An 18,386-nucleotide genomic window follows, 5' to 3' on the forward strand; every position below is an offset into this window, starting at 1 on the left:
TGGGGTCCCTTAACCGCGTGGCGCCTGGGCGCTGGCGACTTTTTCAGTGGAGCCGGCCACTTTAGGCGCCGGGTTGCTGGCCTCCAGGGCCTGGCGCTGCTGGGCGAGGGCGGCGAGGGTCTGTTCACTGGCCATCGGGGTTTCTTCCGGGGTCACCGGCGAGCCAGGGCGCACGCGCTGCAGGCCCTTGACCACGATGCGGTCGTCTTTGGCCAAGCCGCTACGGACGATGCGCAGGCCTTCGAGCTTCGGCCCCAGTTCCACGGCGCGGTAGGCGGCGTTGTTGTCCTTGTCCATGACCAGCACGAACTTCTTGCCAAGGTCGGTGCCGACCGCTTCGTCGTTGATCAGCACGGCGTCGTACTGGGCGCTACCCACCAGTTTCAGGCGTGCATACAGGCCCGGGGTGAACTGGCCGTCACGGTTGTCGAACACGGCGCGGCCGCGGATGGTGCCGGTGCGCGGGTTGACCTGGTTGTCGACGAAGTTCATCTGGCCCAGGTGCGGGTTGCCGGTTTCGTTGGTCAGGCCCAGGTACACCGGGGTGCTCTGGCCGCGCTGGCCTTCGCGCGCCAGCTGGGTGTACTTCAGGTACACGCGCTCGTCGGCGTCGAAGTAGGCGTACACCTTGTCGGTGGACACTACGCTGGTCAGTGGCGTGACATCGGCGGTGACGATGTTGCCGGCGGTGAATTCGGCACGGCTGACACGCCCGCTGATCGGCGCGGTGACGCGGGTGAAGCTGAGGTTCAGGCGGGCCAGGTCGAGCTGGGCCTGGATCGCGTCGACGCCGGCGCGGGCTTCGGCAGCGGCGCTGCTGCGCGACTCGGCCAGCTCGGCGGAAATGGCGTTGCTGTCACGCAGGCGCTCGCCACGGCGGGCTTCGTTGGCGCTGCGGATGGCGGTGGCCTTGGCCTGTTGCAACTGGGCTTCGAGGCGACGGACTTCAGCCTGGAACGGGCGCGGGTCGATCTGGAACAGCAGGTCGCCTTTCTTCACCTGGGCGCCTTCGGTGAAGGCCACCAGGTCAATCTGGCCGGAGACCCGTGGCCGCACTTCGACGGTTTCCGGTGCTTCCAGGCGGCCGGTGAACTCGTCCCATTCGTTGATCGGCTGCTCGATGACCTTGGCGACGCTGACCTTGGGCGCGGCGGGAGCCTGCACGGCGTCGGGGGTGCGGCCACAAGCGCTGAGCACCACCACTGCCAGGGCAGCAAGGGGGAAGCGCAAGGGTTTGAGTGAGTGATCCATGGAGAACTCCGCCAATGTATTAGTAGTGGGCGGAGTGTGAGTGTCTTGCGCGCGACGCACGAATCGAACGGAGCGAAAGCTATTATCACGCGCAATGATATGTCCGCATCCAACATCGATGGCGGGCATGTGACGGTGACTGCGGGTAAGCTCTCTAAGGCTGTACTGGCCTATTCGCGGGCACGCCCGCTCCCACAGGTCCTGCACAAGCTCTGAAAGAAGTGCGGTCCCTGTGGGAGCGGGCGTGCCCGCGAACAGGCCCGTGCAGCCCCCCGCACAGCGACTGAAATAGGCCCCACCTTGCACACTTACCACCGCCTGCCCGGCCCCCTCAGCATCGTCCTCCTCGGCGTGCTGCAAATCCTGGTCTGGGGCGGCTCGTTCTTCCTCATGGCAGTGATGGCCGACCCGATCAGCCGCGACACCGGCTGGCCCAGCCAATGGGTCTATGGCGCGTTGTCCCTGAGCCTGATGGTCTCGGCGCTGATGGCCCCATTGTCCAGCCGACTGGTCGCCCGCTACGGCGGTCGCCCGCAAATGGCCGCCAGCGGCGCGGTGGTGGCAGTGGGGTTGCTGATCATGGCCGCCAGCCACACCCTCGGCCTGTTCCTGCTGGCCTGGGCGGTGATCGGCATTGGCATGGCCATGGGTTTGTATGAAGCGCTGTTCGCCACCCTCGGCGGGTTGTACGGCGAAGGCGCGGGCAAGGCCATTACCGGCATCACGCTGATTGCCGGCTTCGCTTCGACACTGTCCTGGCCGACCGTGGCCCTGGCCATTGAACACTTCGGCTGGCGGGCGACGTGCGTGTGCTATGCACTGGTGCTGATGGTGGTGGTGGCGCCGCTGTACTGGCGAGTGCTACCCGCAGGTGGCCGGGTTGAAGTCCCCGCCAAGACGCCGGCAAAAGGCGAAACCCTTGGCGTCGACCGCCAGCTCTACTGGCTGCTGACCAGCATGTTCGCCATTGGCGCGATCATCATGACCGCCATCGCCGTACAGCTGGTGGCCGTCCTTCAGGGGTTGGGTCATTCGCTGCCGGTGGCCATCGGCCTGGCGGCGATGCTCGGGCCCAGCCAGGTGGCGTCGCGGGTGTTGCAGATTCTGGCGGGCAAGCGTCACCCGATCTGGACCGCGCTCGCCTGGGTGAGCCTGGTGTTGATCGGTTTGCTGATGGTGACCTTTATCCCGGCAGCTACGGCGGTAGGCTTGCTGGTGTTCGGCTGCGGCAATGGCCTGCGGGCGATCGTACGCGGGCTGTTGCCGCTGGCGATGATGCCTCCTGCGCAATATGTGCTGCTGATGGGGCGCATGTCGCGGCCGTCGCTGATCGGGCAGGCACTCACGCCCGTGGTGGGGGGCTTTCTGTTCGAGCACTTTGGCTCGATGGGGGTGCTGCTGACGCTGTGCCTGCTGGCGCTGACCAACATATTGCTGGTCACCGTGGTGATGCGCCGGGCGCGAGCCGCGCCCAGGGTAGTTTGAGTTTCAGCCCTTGGCAAACGCCAATAACTTGTCCCCATCGAGCCGGTAGCGCACCCATTCATCCTGCGGCTCGGCGCCCAGCGACTTGTAAAAGCCGATCGCTGGCTCATTCCAGTCCAGTACGCTCCATTCGAAGCGCCCGCAGCCTTTGGCCACCGCTTCGCGTGCGATGTACCGCAGCACATCCCGACCCGCGCCACCGCCACGCTGCTCAGGGGTGATGTACAAGTCTTCCAGGTAGATGCCGTTGCGGCCCTGCCAGGTCGAATAGCTGTAGAAATACACGGCAAAGCCGATGGCCTTGCCGTCGCGCTCGCAGATCAGGCTGTGCACCGTGCTGCCTTCGTCGAACAGGCTGTGCTCGATATCGGCCACGGTGGCGATCACTTCGTGGCGGGCGCGCTCGTACTCGGCCAGCTCGGTGATGTAGGCAAGAATCTGCGCGGCATCGGTGCGAGCGGCGGGGCGGATGGTCAGGCTCATGCAGGGGCTTCCTTGGTTTTTAATTAACGGTACAGTGAAGTGTATCTGCATAATTTAATACAACTGTACCGGTAGCAGATCAGGACGACTCCGTTAGTGTGACAGCACCTGCAACAATTCTGGAATGCCTGCCATGCTTGCCTCTGCCGACCTGCTGACTGCCTTCGTGCTGTTTGCTTTCGTTTCCTCGATCACACCGGGGCCCAACAACACCATGCTGCTGGCCTCGGGCGTGAACTTCGGCGTGCGCCGTTCGATCCCGCATGCCATGGGCATCAGCGTCGGCTTCATGGTCATGGTGCTGGCAGTGGGCCTGGGCCTGGGCGAGGTGTTCAAGGCCTGGCCGGCGTTGTACACCGTGTTGCGCTATACCGGTGCGGCCTACTTGCTGTACCTGGCCTGGAAGATCGCCAGCTCAGGGCCGCTCGGCGGCGACTCGCCGAGCGCGCGCAAGCCGCTGGGGTTCTGGGGCGCTGCGGCATTCCAGTGGGTCAACCCCAAGGCCTGGGTGATGGCGGTGGGGGCGATCACCACCTACACACCGGCCCAGGGCTATGTGATGAATGTGGTGGTAATTGCTGCGCTGTTCGCCCTGGTCAACCTGCCCAGCGTCGGCGTCTGGGTGATGTTTGGCAGCGCCCTGCGCAACCTGTTGCAGAACCCTCGCTGGCTGATGCTGTTCAATGTCCTGATGGCCTTGCTGCTGGTGATTTCACTCTACCCGCTGCTGTTTGTAGAATCGGCGTTTTCATGAACCCATGAGTACAGCAAGCCGATGCAGTTGATTCCCTGGTCCTTCGACAGCTCCGAAGGCTTCACCCTGCGTGGCTGGCGCTCGCCAGCCAGCGGCAAGCCGTTGCTGCATTTCCTGCACGGTAACGGCTTTTGCTGCCTGGCCTACCAGCCGTTGCTGTTGAGCCTGAGTGAACATTTCGATCTATGGCTCTGCGATGTGCAGGGCCATGGTGACAGCGACCATGGTGGTGAATTCCGTGGTTGGAACCGGACCGCTGCGCTGGCGGTGGAAGCCTTCGAGGCCGGCCGTGGGGAATATGGGGAGGTTACCCGTTACGCAGTGGGGCATAGCTTCGGTGGCGTACTGACCGGTTTGATGCTGGCCAGCCAGCCGGGCTTGTTCGCCCGCGCCGTGTTGCTCGATCCGGTGCTGTTCAGCCGGCGCATGATCGGCGTGATGGGCGCCGCTGCACTGGTCGGCCTGCACCGCCGCCATGCCTTGGCGCGCAAGGCGGGCAGCCGACGCAGCCATTGGCCGGACCGTGAGGCGGCGCGGGCATCGCTGCACGGACGTGGCATCTTCAAGGGCTGGACCGACGCGGCGCTGCAGGCCTATGTCGAGCATGCGATCGGTGATTGCGGCGAAGGCGTGGTGCTCAAGTGCCGGCCCAGCCGCGAGGTAGAGATCTTCAGCTCGTTCCCCTCGCGCATGTGGGCGCAGCTGGCTGCCATCCAGGTGCCGACGCTGGTGCTTTATGGCGAACACACCTATCCCTTCGTGCCCCACTCGGTGCGGCGCCTGGCCAGCCTCAACCCGGCGGTGAACGCCGTTCAGGTCCCTGGTGGGCACTGCTTCATGCAGGAGGATCCGGCGATGGCCGCGCAGAAGGTGCTCGATTACCTGCAAGCGTGAATGGCTGTTCCATTTATGGAACGATCAGTGCCATTTAAGCCCGCTACCGACTTATTGGGCTGATTGGTAAGGTTAACCCAGCTTGGAGAGGAGATTTCTCATGAAAAAGATTCTGGGTATCCACCGCAGCCCCCATGCCCATTGGGTGGGGGATGGTTTCCCTGTGCGCAGCCTGTTCACTTACGACAACCTGGCCAGCAAGATCAGCCCGTTCCTGCTTCTGGACTATGCCGGCCCGTACGACTTCACTTCGACCAGCGATCGCCGCGGTGTCGGCCAGCACCCGCACCGTGGGTTCGAAACCGTGACCATCGTCTATCAGGGCGAGCTGGAGCACCGCGACTCGACCGGTGCCGGTGGCCTTATTGGCCCTGGTGACGTGCAGTGGATGACCGCTGCCAACGGCATCATCCATGAAGAGTTCCACTCACCGGCATTTGCCCGCAGTGGCGGTTCGCTGGAGATGGTGCAGCTGTGGGTCAACCTGCCGGCGCGTGACAAGCGCGCGGCTGCCGGATACCAGACGCTGCTGTCGACGGATATCCCCGTGGTGCAACTGGAAGGCGATGCCGGCAGCCTGCGGGTCATCGCCGGTGGCTATCAGGGGCATGCTGGCCCCGCGCGGACCTTTACCCCGATGGATGTGTGGGACCTGCGCCTGAAAGAGGGTGCCAGCCTGCAACTGCCGATTGTCGACGGCCACAATGCTGCTCTGGTGGTGTTGCGCGGTACCGTGCGGGTCAACGGCGAGCGCGAAGCCGGCCCGGCCAGCCTGGTGTTGCTGGAACGCGGTGGTGAGGATGTGGCGATCGAGGCGCTCGAAGGCACCAGCCTGCTGCTGCTCAGCGGTGAGCCGATCGATGAGCCTATCGTGGGTTATGGTCCGTTCGTGATGAACAGCCAGGCGGAGATTGCCGAGTCGTTCGATGATTTCCACGCTGGGCGCTTTGGGCAGATGGCGGGCGAGGGGGCTGGCCTGGATCATTGATTGCCTGTACCGGCCTGTTCGCGGGCACGCCCGCCCCCACAGGATTGTCACTGCCTGAAGGTGAGTGATGAACCTGTGGGGGCGGGCGTGCCCGCGAACAGGCCGGTACAAACCCTGCAAATATTGGCATGATGCTGCGATGCCTCTGTCCCGACTGCACGCCGTTCACCGCTCGTTCAATGCCTTCGGCCAGCACACGTTGTGGCTGCGCTACCCCACGCCCTACCATTGGCCTTCGACCCAGGCCTTCCTGGCCGCGCGCTGCATCCCCGGCATCGAAACCTTCAGCGCTGGCACCTATCGCCGCAGTTTCCCCGTGGCTGGCAAACACGGTGTACTCCAAGCCCGGCCCGCCAGTGGCAATCGCCTGTTTATCCAACTCAGCGGCGTGCCTGCCGCCGCTGTCCCCAGCCTGATCGCCCGAATTCGCCGCTTCTTCGACCTCGACGCCAACCCGACACGCATCGCCACCGAACTGTGTCGCGACCCCTTGATGGCCAGGCTGCTCGCCGCCCGCCCGGGCTTGCGCGTCCCTCAGGGCTGGGACGCCTGCGAGCAAGCCATGCGCACGGTGCTTGGCCAGCAGATCAGCGTGGCGGGTGCCATGACCCTGGCCGGGCGCCTGGTGGCGCGTCATGGCCAGCCACTTCGTCAGCCGTCCGATGGCCTGACCCATGTCTTTCCGACGCCGCACGTGCTCGCCAACGCCGACCTGGAAAACCTGGGCATGCCCCGGGCACGCGCTGCCACCCTGGGTACATTGGCGCGGGCACTGCTGGCAGAACCAGAGCTGCTGCGAAAGGGCCAGGGCCTGGAGCCGCTGTTGGCCAACCTCTGCCGGCTGAAAGGCATTGGCCCCTGGAGCGCCCTGTATCTGGCGCTGCGCCAGGCAGGCGCCGCTGATGCGTTGCCGCTGGGCGATGTAGCGCTGGTCAAAGCCTTGCGTCTGCTGGAAGGGCCCGACGCCCAATTGGCCGAACGTGCCCAGGACTGGCGCCCCTGGCGCGCTTATGCGGCGCAGCATCTATGGGCGTCCCTGGGCGACAAATAGTCCGTTCAGCGACCGCCTGTCGTGAAGTGCCAGCATTCGATCGAACGAGCGGTGCTGCCCGCCGTTCTTCCACTAAGGTGCTAAGTGATTCCTCGCACGATCATTGCCCCAGCGCATGGACGGCCGCTTGGGCATGCGCAATATCAATTGGCACCCTGCCTGCCAAAGGCGTACTCACACACAACAGGCCATCCAGTACAGAGAGGGTCGTACTATGTCGTTGATAGGAGTTTCGATGCTGGAAATGCGGCAGATCATCGAGCAGGCTTGCCTGCCCGACCGCTGCGAAGTCAGCTGCCCGGACGGCACCACCCTGACCATTCGCCTGGGTCAGGGGCAAAGCCTGGAGGAGGGCGTGACCCTCTCCGGGGTCTCATTGCAGAGCTTGAACAGTTGTCGCGACCTGGTGAATCTTGTCGGTCAGTTGCACACCCTGCGGGACAGCCACCCGGCGGCACTCAGGGCCATCGCCTGAGCAGCCGATGCGTACCGGTCAGCCGAGGCTGGCCGGGCGCACGTATTCAGGCATCAGCCCGTGGCTCCAGAACAGGATCATCGAAACCAGGATGGTCACCAGCAACAGCAACCCCACCCCCCATACGCAGCTGGCAAACAGCATGGCCTGCTCTTTGCGCAGGCGCAGGAAGGTCTGCAAGCCGCCGTACAGCAATACCGTGGCATAGGCAGACGCGGCGACCAGCGCCAGCAGTGCCAGCCAGCGGATCGGCACCAGCCCAACGACGCCGGCGAAGAACCAGGGCGTTGCGCAGTAGGCGGCAAAGCCGATGCATTGGTTGAGCGTCGGTTGCGCATCGAAGCCGCGCGACATCCAACGGATCATCACCCCCATCAGCATCACCCCGACCACCGTGGTGGCATACAGCAGCCCGGCCAGTTGCGCGGCGCTGGCCATGCTCAGGCGCACACGGTCTTCGGCGGCCAGGCTCCAGCCGAAGGTGGTGGTACCTACGAACAGGCACAGGGCAGGGACCAGCGCCAGCGCAAGCAGGCGCGGCAGGTATTGTTGCGGGTGGTCCTCTTCGGCGCGGCGGATGTCGATCCAGGCGTCGGAGGGGCGAGTGAAGAGCTTGAGCAACGGGCTGTTCATGGCGATCTCCAGAAGGCAAGCCTTGTAGTTATGGAGATCCGCCGCTTGTATCAGGTTCAGCCTGACATCTGGCCGTTGATCGGCTTATTGCAGTTCCAGCAGCAGGTTCAGGCCGCCATCGCCGCATTTGCCTTGATCGCGGACCACGCCGTGATAGCTGCGCCCGTCCCACACGAACGCCACGCTGTGGGCGCGCTCGACCTTGTCTGGCAAGGGTGGACAGATATGCAGTCGCAGGCCAGGGCGGCCCTGCAGATTGAGAGGGGCGAGCTGGCACTGGCATTCCACGCTCAGGGCGACCGGGCCGAACAGGGTGTCACGGACGTAGTCGAGTTGCAGGCTGGAATTGGGCGCACGGCCTGGCATCTTCATGGCCGCAGGGCTCCTGGGCGCTGGCACGGAAGGGAAGACTGGGTAGGCATTGGCGGCAGGCTCCTGGCAAAAGGATGGCACGTATCATCTTTTGGAAGCTTACCGGAGCTGTATGTTCAACTTGTTTCATGGGGTTTCACGGTTTTTTTGCAGTGGGCCGACGAAGGGCCGCGTGGCCCGGCGCCTCGTCAGTCAGCCGCTTTGCAGTGGATCATCTGCGTTCAAGCCTGGTGGATTGAACAGGTACTTCTTCGAACGCTTCGGGTGGCGCAGGTGCTGCTCGTACATTGAAGAGGCGGCAGATGACGTACCAGCAGATAGCTAGGCAAAAGGTTGTAAGGAAACAGCACGGCCCAGAACGGCAGTTGCCAGTTCCTCTTGCCCTGCATTTCACCGAAACGACAATGCATATCATCCCCCCGATTCGGGGAATTTCCATGGGGGATCCTCCCCAAATTGGTCCTTTTCCATTGCTAACTTACTGAAATAGCAAGTTATTTCCTTGTGGCACACACCTTGCTGCCCTCTATGCAGTGTTCCTGCGTCCCGGAGGTGCAGCATGTCGATCTCGTCCAAAGGCCCCGTCCTGACATCACTTGTCCTGGCCTTGTTTGGCTGGGAAGCGACCAGCGAGAGCGAGGCCGCCGTGCAGTGCCAACGCACCCTGGTGGCCAACGTGGTAGCCCTGGACCAGCCGCTGATGTTCAACCGCCTGGGTGCGCAGAACGCCAACGGCATGATCTTCGCCCTGCGCGAGGATGTGGTGGATGACCGCCAGGTCCCGCTGAGCAGGGGCGGTGCCGCAGTGCCGGGCAAGGTCACCCTGCGGCCAGACAAGCGACCACGGCCGATCGTGCTGCGCGTGGCCGCCGGCGACTGCCTCACGGTCAACCTCACCAACCTGCTCGACTACCGGGCCAACCCCAACAAGCATGGCATCGAGGCGGAACAAGTCGAAGGCCTCGAACTGCCGAAAGACCCAGCTGCCGAAGGCTTCGTCGCCGACGAGCAAGTCGCCGAGCGCATGGTCGGCTTTCAGGTCAACGGCATGCAGGCGGTCAACAGCATCGCCGACATCTCTGCCAACACCGGCCGTAACGGCAACTTCCTGGTCAGCCCCGGCAGCACCCGCAGCTACACCTTGTTTGCCGAACGCGAAGGGGCGTTCGCCGCTACCAGCAAAGCCGCCACCTTTGGCGGCGAAGGGGCTGCCGGCAATGTCGCCAACGGCCTGTTCGGCCAGGTGGTGGTGGTCCCCAAAGGCGGGCGAACCTACCGCAACACCCTGACCGAAGAAGAAATGCGCCTGGCCACCACCGGCCGCACCGCCGCTGGCCAGCCGGTGATCGACTATGAGGCCCGCTATCCACAGCGCGAACCCTGGATCACCGAGGGCAAGGCCGGCAAGCCGATCATCGCGATGATCGACGGCAACCAGATCCTCAGCAGCGAAACCGACGCCATCGTCATGGGCCCCAACCCTGATGGCAGCTTCCCCAAGTCCACCTACCCACTGGAAAGCATCGGCAAGCGCAACCCGGCGCTGCCCAACCGGCTCGAGGCGTTTCGCGACTTCGCCTCGCAGTTCGCCGATGAGGTGGCCGGCACCCAGGCCTTCCCTGGTTACTGGGCAGACCCGGTGATGGGGCATGTACTGGAACCGGCGCGCGACGCGTTCATGATCAACTATGGCTCCGGTGGCATGGGCGCCGAGGTGGTCGCCAACCGCCTGGGCGTGGGGCCGATGCATGACTGCCTGTCGTGCGCCTACGAAGAGTTCTTCCTCAGTGCGCACACCGTGGGCGATATCGGCACCCTGGTCGATGTGCCGGCCAACGTCGGCCTCGAACATATCCGCCCCGGCGAAGTGCCGCCGGCAAGCGCCACCGGGGTCAAGGCCAGCATGGCCCTGTACCCGGCGGAACCGGCCAACGTGCACCACAGCTACATTGGTGACTTCACCAAGTTCCGCAACACCCACAACGGTCACGAGCAGCACATCTTCCACTTGCACGGGCATCAGTGGCTGTTCAACCCCAACGACGACAATTCCGACTACATCGATGCCCAGGGTATCGGTGCCGGCGTCGGCTACACCTATGAGATCGCCAACGGTGGCTCGGGCAACCGCAACCGGGTGGCTGGCGATGCCATCTATCATTGCCATTTCTACCCGCATTTCGCCCAAGGCATGTGGGCCATGTGGCGGGTGCATGACGTGTTCGAGGAAGGCACCCGGCTGGATGTCAGCGGGCAGGGCGAGAACGGTTTTCACAGCACCCCGTTCGCACTGCGCAGCGGCAAGCCAGCGGCGGGCGCCCGGGCACTGCCAGATGGCGAGATCGTTGCCGGCACGCCAATCCCGGCCATTGTGCCGTTGCCAGGCAAGGCCATGGCGCCGATGCCTGGCAAGGTGGTGGTGGTGCCCAAGCTCGCTGCCGGGCAGACGGTCGCCAACAACGATGACCACCCTGAAAGCGAAGGTGATGACGACCACCCCCAGCAGCCTGGCGCTGCCAAGGCGATCGGCTCGCTGGCCCTGGTCGACCGCAGCGAGGCCAACCGCAATCCCGACGGTACGCTGAAGAACCCGGGCTACCCGTTCTGGATCGGCGGCATGGAAAGCAGCGTCGGCAACCGCCCGCCAACCCCGCCACTGGACATGCTCGACCCGGCCCTGGCCCGGCAGCTCAAGGACAGCGGCAAAGCCTTGTGGGCCAACCTCGACCCCAACCAGGTCGATGGCTGGGACGGTGGACTCGGGCGCCATGCGCTGGACGGTGTATCCGCTGGCGGCGAAGCCGTTACCAGCACCACCAAACTGGATTTTTCCAAGGTGGTGCACCGGGCCAGGCCGATCTACCTGCCGGAAGAGGGTACCGACGTCGAGCAGGCCGCCATGCAGTTCCATGCCACAGCCGAGCACCCCAGCTACGCGCTGGTCCCTGGCAGCCAACCGGTGCCCAAGGCCTTCCGCACCAACGGCGCGCTGCCGACCGCAGGCGCCCCATTCTATGAACCGTGCATGGATGACCGTGGCAAACGCCTGACCCAGTCTTCGGGCGCTGGCGAATTCTTCAGCGGCGAAAGCCCGAGCGGCATCAACTTCCGTGGCGCGTCTGCCTTCACTGCCGATCGCCCGCGCATCTACAAGGGCGCCAACATCCAGTTCGACGCGGTGTACAACAAGGTCGGCTACCACTTCCCGCAGGCGCGCATCATCGCCCTGTGGGAAGACGCCTGGCCAGTGATCACCAAGCAGCGCCCGCCAGAGCCACTGGTGATGCGCATGAACACCTTCGACTGCACCATGTACCAGCACACCAACCTGATCCCGTCGTTCTATGAAATGGACGACTACCAGGTGCGCACCCCGACCGATGTCATCGGCCAGCACATCCACCTGCCCAAGTGGGACCTGACCGCTGCCGACGGTTCGGCCAACGGCTGGAACTACGAAGATGGCATCCTCTCGCCCGGCAGTGTGGTCGAGCGCGTGCATGCCATCCGTGCCTTCAACAACTGCACCGAGGGTGACCCCCGCGACGGCACCGCTGCCTGCCCGAAAGCCAAGCAGCATCCGTACTTCGGCCGCTTCGGCCGGGCCGACTGGCTGGGCGCGCGCACCGCCATGCAGCGCTGGTTCGCCGACCCGCTGGTCAACGTGTTCAACGTCGACCGTGGCTTGGGCACCATCTTCACCCACGACCACCTCGGCCCATCGACCCACCAGCAACTCGGGCTGTACGCCACCGTGCTGGCCGAGCCGGCCGGTTCCACCTGGTACCACGCCGAGACTGGCGAGAAGCTGTACAACCCGGCCACCCGCCAGGATGGCGGCCCGACTTCGTGGCAAGCGGTGATCCACACCGGCGACAACGACGGTGACGGCAAGAACGACAGCTACCGCGAGTTCTTCCTCGAGTACAGCGACTTCCAGCATGCCTACGAGGCGGGGGTATATGTTGGTGCCGGCCCGGATGGCATCCCCAATGCCCAGTCGTTCCCGGCCACTGCCGACAGCTTCCGTTACGCCATCAACCCGCCGGTACGCGGCAAGGCGTCGAACCTGCTGGAAGCCATCGTCGAAGAACGTGGCGGCATCAATCCGGGCTGCCCAAGCCGGCCATGCCCGCAGGCGATCTCGGTGGATGACCCTGGCATGTTCGTCGTCAACTACCGTAACGAACCGCTGGCCCTGCGCGTGTTCGACCCGAACAAGGTCGGCCCGGACGGCAAGCGCGGCATGCAGGCCGAGGGCCTTGGCGGTGACCTCAGCTACGCGCTGCAGACCCGCACCGACCGCGCCATCCCGGCCATGAACCTGGCGCCTTCGGCGATCACCTCGGCGGTCGGCCCAACCGGTGGCACCACGCTATTCCCACCGCACATCAACCGCGGTGGTAGCGAGCCGGGCGACCCGTTCACGCCGATGCTGCGCACCTACAGCGGCGACAATGTGCGCCTGCGCATGCATGCCGGCGGCCATGAAGAGGAGCACAACGTGACGCTGCACGGCGTGAAATGGCTGCAGAATGGCTCCGGCTTCGGCAACAGCTCCAACTCGGGCTGGAAGTCATCGCAGATGATCGGCATATCCGAGCAGCTTGGCTTCCTGGCACCGGTGTCGATGATTTCCAGTTCCGCCGCCACCAACGGTGACTACCTGTATTCGCTGGACGCAGCGCTGGAAGGCTACTGGAACGGCATCTGGGGCATCATGCGCAACTACACCGCCCAGCGTGCCGACCTGTTCCCGCTGCCGAACAACCCGCAGCCGGTGGCCATGCGCAACACCGTCAACTTCGACGGTATCTGCCCGAAAACCACGGCCAACCCCAATGGCATTGGTACCCGCGCCACCGTCAAGCGCAGCTACGAGATCGTCGCCGCGCTGGCCAACGACATCCTCGACAACCGCAACGGCGTCGCCATCAACGATATCGCCGGTATCGGCCAGCATGTCGGCGGGCCGCTGAAGGCCAACGGCGGCACCCTGGTGTTCAACAATCGCAAGACCAGCATCCCGCTGGTGAGCGGTGTCGATCCCGAGGACGGCATGCCGTTCAGCATCGGTGGCCACAGTGCGCCGCTGCACGACCCGACGGCCATTCTGTACGTGCGCAAGGCCGACCTCGATGCCAGCACCGGCAAGCTGAAAGCCGGCGTACCTGTGGAGCCGCTGATCCTGCGGGCCAACGCTGGCGATTGCATCAGCATCACCCTGGAGAACCGCTTGCCCGAGGTGATGCCGGACTTGCCCAGCACCGCGGTGATGCACAACGTGGTCAAGCGTGACCGGTTCGACAGCGAAGGCGCCACCGCCTTTGCCAACAACCTGATGCGCCCATCCAGCCATGTCGGCCTGCACGCCCAGTTGCTGGCCTACGACATCACCAAGTCCGATGGTGCCAACGTTGGTCTCAACCCGGTGCAGACCGTACCGCCCCGGGTCGGCAACAGTGGCGCCTACCCGAGCAAGGTGTACCAGTACTACGCCGGCCACCTGGAGCGTGAAGGCAAGCCGGTACTGCAACTGGGCCGCACGGTGGACAACATCAACACCACGGCGATCGAGTTCGGCGGCCTCAACCTGACCCCGGCGGACTTCATCAAACAACCGCAGAAGGGCCTGGTCGGTGCCATGAGTGTCCTGCCTCAGACCGCCACCTGGAGCGAAGACACGGCCACTCGCGCCCAGGCCACGGTAAAGGTCACCGGCCAGCCGGACTACCGCGACTTCGTCACGGTCTGGCAGCGCGCGCTGAACATGCGCTGGGCCGATGGTCGCCCGGTGGAAGGCATCAACGCCGAAGGTAATGGTGCGGCGGGCGACCCGCAGGATAACGGCAACATGGCCGTCAACTACCGCACCGAACCGCTGTGGCTGCGCTTCGGCATGGCCCCGGACTCGCCGTTCGGCCACGCCAACGGCCTGGGCTTCGCCGATGTGCCCAACGCCCACATGGCCTACGCCAATGCCCTGGTCGGTGGCGACCCGCTGACCCCGGTGCTGTACGCCAGGCCGGGCCAGCCGGTGCGCAACCACATCGTCATGCCCAGCGGTGGCAGCCGCGGCATGGTCTACCAGCTGGATGGGCATGTCTGGCCGCTGCATGCATACCAGGCCGAGAAGAACGACACCGACGGCTACCCGATGAACCTGCCTGGTATCGGCTCGGTGCGCTTTGCCAACAACCCGATGAGCATGTACATCGGCGCCCAGGAAAGCGTGCTGCCGGCCGCGCACTTCAGCTTCATGCTGCCCAGTGCCGGTGGCGCCAACGCAGTGCCCGGCGACTATCTGTTCCGCGACTATGCCGCCTACGGCAACCTCTCGGGGCTGTGGGGCATCCTGCGGGTGACCAACGATGCGCCGCCGGCAACTGCGGCGAGCCAGTAAGGGTAGGGGAGCGCGAGCATGTACAAGAACAAGAAGACTCGGCCTGCAGTACTGGGGGTGATGCTGGGTGCGGCGCTGATCGGCCTGGGCGTGGCGTATGAAAAGCTCTGGTGCGACCCGCGCGAGCTGCTGCAGGAGCCTGACGACCCACAGGCGCTGCACCGGCTCAGCCGCGACGGCGTGACGGTGGAGTTCGAGGCGCGCCCCTTGGCCGGCGGCGACGTGCGTGAAGGCGCGTTTGCCAACATCCGCTTCAAAGTCACCGACCAGGCCAGCGGCCAGCCGCTGTCGGGCATGGCGCCGGGGGCCTGGATCGACCCGGCACAGTCGGCACCGGCAGAAGGCGGCAACCGCGACCAGAGCTGCAAGGCCCGTGTTGCTTTGTTCCTCAAGAGCAGCATCGGTGCACGCCCGTTGCTCGACCTGAACAGCTACTTTCTGCTGGTGCTGAACAAGGACGCCAGCCTGACCGTGATCGATCCGACCGTGTCGGTGGGCGGCATCACCAGTACCCTGGCGCGCATCGACCTGCCGGGCCGGCCCATGGACTGGACGGCCACCGGCGACGACAAGCAGGTCTTCGTGTCGATGCCGGAGCGTGGCCAGGTGGCAGTCATCGATACCGAGACCTTCACCCGCGTGGCCACCCTGGAGGCCGGTGAGTCACCGGTCCGCGTGGCCCTGCAGCCGGACCAGCACCGGCTGTGGGTCGGCAACAACAGCAGCGACCCGGCCAAAGGCGGGGTCACGGTAATCGACGTTCCCGCGCGCAGCACCCTGAAGTCATTCGCCACCGGCTCCGGGCACCACGAAATCGCCTTCAGCGCCGACTCACGCTACGCCTTTGTCAGCAACCGCGACGGCGGCACGCTGAGCATCATCGACATCCCCCAGATGCGCCTGGTGAAAACCCTGGAGGTCGGCCCGCACCCGCTGTCGATGGCCTACTCGGCTTTGTCCCAGGCGGTCTGCGTCACCGACGGCGAAGAGGGCACGGTGCGGGTGATCGATGCCAGCAGCCATCAGTTGCGCCACATCGTCAAGGCCGAGCAAGGCCTCGGGCCGATGCGCTTCAGCGCTGATGGCCGCTATGGCATCGTGCTCAACACCCTGGACAACCAGGCGCTGGTGATCGATGCCAGTACCGACAAGCTGATCCATCGGGTTCCGGTGGCGGCCGAACCGTACCAGCTGACCTTCACCAAAGGCTATGCCTACATCCGCGGCCTGGCCTCGCCCAAGGTCAGCATGATCAACCTCAGCAGCCTGGGCGAAGGGCGCCAGCCGATCGTGCAGGGTTTCGAAGCCGGCCCCGCGGCGCCCCGCCAGGCCGGCGACCTGCCACTGGCCCAAGGGTTGGCGGTGTCGCGTGACGACAATTCGGTATTCGTGGTCAACCCGGTGGACAACACCACCTACTTCTACGCCGAGGGCATGAACGCCCCGATGTCTGGCTACAACAACCGTGGTCACCAGGCCCGCGCGACCCTGGTCATCGACCGCAGCCTGCGTGAGCTGGCACCCGGCGTGTATGGCTCGACGGTGAAGATGCCGGCGGCAGGCAGGTTCGATGTGGCCTTCCTGCTCAACCAGCCGCAGATCATCCACTGTTTCAGCACCGAGGTGGCCGCGGCGCCAGCGGCAAGCAAGCGCCGGGGGGCGCATGCCGAGTTCATCGGCCTCGACCAGCCCATGGCGCAGCAAACGGAATTCACCGCCAAGGTACGCATCGTCGGCGACGACGGTCGGCCACGGCTGGGCCTGGGCGACCTGACCCTGCGCTACTTCCTGGCGCCGTCTTCGCTGCCGCGCAACCTGCCGCTCGAAGAGGTGGGTGAGGGCGTGTACCAGGCGGCGTTGACCTTGCCCGAAGCCGGCGCCTGGTACCTGCATGTGCAATCGCCATCGCTCGGGCGCTCGTTCGCCGAAGAAAACTACACCAGCCTGCGCGTGCTGCCAGCCGCAGCGGCTACTGCTTCCCAGACCGAAGTGAGGCATGTGCGATGAACGCCAAGCATTCTTTCCAGCTGCTTGCCCTGAGCCTGGCATTGGCCAGCAACCTGGCGCTGGCCCATGCCGGCCATGACCCCGAAGGCCACGCCGGGCCGCCGCCGATGGCCCACCAGGAAAAGGCCAGCGTGCGCTTTGCCGACGTTCCGCTGCTCAACCAGGACGGCATGCCGGTGCGCCTGGAGCACGACCTGGTGGGCGAGCGCCTGGTGATCATGGGCTTCATCTACACCAGCTGCACCACGGTGTGCCCGGTGGTGTCGTCGATCATGGGCAAGGTCCAGCAACAGCTGGGGGGGCGGGTGGGCGAGGAGATCCAGCTGGTGTCGATCAGCGTCGACCCGCAACGTGACGACGCCAAGCGCCTGCAGGGCTACGCCAAAGCCTTTCAGCATGGCCCGGGCTGGAGCTGGCTGACCGGCTCGCAGTATGCAGTCACCGAAACCCTCAAGGGCCTCGGCAGCTTCAGTGCCGACCTCAGCCAGCATCCGCCGCTGATTCTGGTGGGTGACGGCCGCACGGGCCACTGGACCCGCTACTACGGCTTCACCGACCCGGCCGTGCTGGTCGAGGAAATCAACCGCCTGAGTGCTCGTCGCGTCCACGCCAAGAGCACCGCCATCGCCGAACGCAGTGAGGTGCAGCCATGAGCAGCACAACCCGCCACACCACGATGCGCAGCACTGACTGGCTGGCCCTGGTGGCCGTGCTGTGGATCCTCAGCGCGGTAGCGTTTGCCCATGAGGGCCATGGGCCACAGAGGCCCAGCCCGCAACCGGCACCGCCGGCCATGACCAGCGGTGGAGGCACCCGCGATGCGCAGGCGTGGTTCACCGACACCGTGCTCAAGGACCAGAACGGCCGCGAGCTGCGCTTCTACAGCGATGTGCTCAAAGACAAAGTGGTCATGCTCAACGTGATATTCACCGGCTGCACCGACGCCTGCCCGCTGATCACCCGCAAGCTGCGTGAGGTGCGCGACGCCATGGGGCCAGCGCTGGCCAGCCAGGTGACCTTCGTGTCGATCAGCAGCGACCCGCTCAACGACACCCCGGCAGCGCTCAAGGCCTTTGCCGAGAAGCAAGGCGTGGACAGCGCCAACTGGCTGTTCCTCACCGGCGACAAGGCTGATGTCGACTTGGTGCTGGGGCGCATCGGCCAGTTCCTGCCCAGCCCCGAGCAGCATTCGACGCAGCTGATTGCCGGTGACGTGGCCGGCAAGCGCTGGAGCAAGATCCGCCCGGATGCACCGCCTGCGGCCATCGCCCAGCGCATGCAGCTGCTGGCGCAACCGTTGGCTGGGCGATAGCCGCCATGGAATTGCGCAATTCTTGTAGGAGCGGCCTTGTGTCGCGAAAGGGCTGCAAAGCAGCCCCGGCCATTCATGGGTGGGTGCTGGGTCACTGGGGCCGCTGCGCGACCCTTTCGCGACGCAAGGCCGTTCCTGCAAAGGCCCGCTTTCTTCTGGGATTCGTCCTTTTTGGGGTAATTGGCGGCTCAGCATGTGCGCTGGAACTTACCGCCAATGAACAGGCCGGCAAGCGCCTCTATCGGCAAGGGGTCTCGAGCAGCGACGCACAGCTGATG

General features: G+C 64.9%; 14 protein-coding genes and 1 pseudogene. 10 read left to right on the top strand and 5 right to left on the bottom strand.

All coding sequences use genetic code 11. The annotated features are described in order from the left end of the window. Positions 1-9: 9 nt before the first annotated feature. Complete coding sequence (gene mexE / locus ACTORR_RS27280; RefSeq protein ID WP_054885304.1) at positions 10-1,251, bottom strand: multidrug efflux RND transporter periplasmic adaptor subunit MexE; 1,242 nt, start codon at positions 1,249-1,251, stop codon at positions 10-12. 351 nt (positions 1,252-1,602) lie between these two features. Between mexE and ACTORR_RS27285 the strand changes: the two genes are divergently transcribed. Beyond that, the gene (locus ACTORR_RS27285) at positions 1,603-2,736 is read left to right on the top strand and encodes an MFS transporter (RefSeq protein WP_313364850.1); all 1,134 of its coding nucleotides are present in this window, start codon (positions 1,603-1,605) and stop codon (positions 2,734-2,736) included. A 3-nt stretch (positions 2,737-2,739) separates the two neighbouring features. On the opposite strand, the gene ACTORR_RS27290 is transcribed toward ACTORR_RS27285, so the two are convergent. After that, complete coding sequence (locus ACTORR_RS27290) at positions 2,740-3,219, bottom strand: GNAT family N-acetyltransferase (protein ID WP_313364840.1); 480 nt, start codon at positions 3,217-3,219, stop codon at positions 2,740-2,742. Positions 3,220-3,343: 124 nt separating this feature from the next. Here ACTORR_RS27290 and ACTORR_RS27295 point away from each other — a divergent pair, with 124 nt between their 5' ends. From ACTORR_RS27295 to ACTORR_RS27315, 5 genes are all read left to right on the top strand, one after another. Next, positions 3,344-3,973, top strand: coding sequence for a LysE family translocator (locus ACTORR_RS27295; RefSeq protein WP_313364841.1), 630 nt, complete (start codon positions 3,344-3,346; stop codon positions 3,971-3,973). 21 nt (positions 3,974-3,994) lie between these two features. Then, complete coding sequence (locus ACTORR_RS27300) at positions 3,995-4,867, top strand: alpha/beta fold hydrolase (RefSeq protein ID WP_313364842.1); 873 nt, start codon at positions 3,995-3,997, stop codon at positions 4,865-4,867. Positions 4,868-4,967: 100 nt separating this feature from the next. Beyond that, complete coding sequence (locus tag ACTORR_RS27305) at positions 4,968-5,855, top strand: pirin family protein (protein ID WP_441344087.1); 888 nt, start codon at positions 4,968-4,970, stop codon at positions 5,853-5,855. A 139-nt stretch (positions 5,856-5,994) separates the two neighbouring features. After that, positions 5,995-6,906, top strand: coding sequence for a DNA-3-methyladenine glycosylase family protein (locus tag ACTORR_RS27310; RefSeq protein ID WP_313364844.1), 912 nt, complete (start codon positions 5,995-5,997; stop codon positions 6,904-6,906). Positions 6,907-7,120: 214 nt separating this feature from the next. After that, positions 7,121-7,381, top strand: a complete 261-nt coding sequence (locus ACTORR_RS27315) for a DUF1652 domain-containing protein (RefSeq protein WP_054885291.1) — start codon at positions 7,121-7,123, stop codon at positions 7,379-7,381. Positions 7,382-7,399: 18 nt separating this feature from the next. Here ACTORR_RS27315 and ACTORR_RS27320 read toward each other — a convergent pair whose 3' ends face one another. From ACTORR_RS27320 to ACTORR_RS27330, 3 genes and pseudogenes are all read right to left on the bottom strand, one after another. Further along, the gene (locus ACTORR_RS27320) at positions 7,400-8,014 is read right to left on the bottom strand and encodes a Yip1 family protein (protein WP_054885290.1); all 615 of its coding nucleotides are present in this window, start codon (positions 8,012-8,014) and stop codon (positions 7,400-7,402) included. A gap of 84 nt (positions 8,015-8,098) precedes the next feature. After that, positions 8,099-8,386, bottom strand: a complete 288-nt coding sequence (locus ACTORR_RS27325) for a hypothetical protein (protein ID WP_054885289.1) — start codon at positions 8,384-8,386, stop codon at positions 8,099-8,101. A 211-nt stretch (positions 8,387-8,597) separates the two neighbouring features. Beyond that, a pseudogene (locus tag ACTORR_RS27330) lies at positions 8,598-8,781 on the bottom strand (hypothetical protein); the annotation flags it as partial. Between the two features lie 164 nt (positions 8,782-8,945). Between ACTORR_RS27330 and mnxG the strand changes: the two are divergent. Genes mnxG through ACTORR_RS27350 form a run of 4 tightly spaced genes read left to right on the top strand, consistent with a single transcriptional unit; the run spans position 8,946 to position 18,108 of the window. Next, entirely contained in the window at positions 8,946-14,789 is a 5,844-nt protein-coding gene (gene mnxG, locus ACTORR_RS27335; protein WP_313364845.1) for a manganese-oxidizing multicopper oxidase MnxG, read from the top strand. Positions 14,790-14,807: 18 nt separating this feature from the next. Then, positions 14,808-16,796 (top strand): cytochrome D1 domain-containing protein, encoded by a 1,989-nt coding sequence (locus ACTORR_RS27340; protein WP_441344088.1) that lies wholly within the window; start codon positions 14,808-14,810, stop codon positions 16,794-16,796. Continuing rightward, entirely contained in the window at positions 16,793-17,449 is a 657-nt protein-coding gene (locus tag ACTORR_RS27345) for an SCO family protein (RefSeq protein WP_313364846.1), read from the top strand. The genes ACTORR_RS27340 and ACTORR_RS27345 overlap by 4 nt, the downstream gene beginning before the upstream one ends. A 23-nt stretch (positions 17,450-17,472) precedes the next feature. After that, the gene (locus tag ACTORR_RS27350; RefSeq protein WP_409521020.1) at positions 17,473-18,108 is read left to right on the top strand and encodes an SCO family protein; all 636 of its coding nucleotides are present in this window, start codon (positions 17,473-17,475) and stop codon (positions 18,106-18,108) included. Positions 18,109-18,386: the final 278 nt, after the last annotated feature.

This window comes from Pseudomonas sp. SAR267, assembly GCF_052077595.1.
In the GTDB taxonomy this organism is placed as follows: domain Bacteria; phylum Pseudomonadota; class Gammaproteobacteria; order Pseudomonadales; family Pseudomonadaceae; genus Aquipseudomonas; species Aquipseudomonas vlassakiae.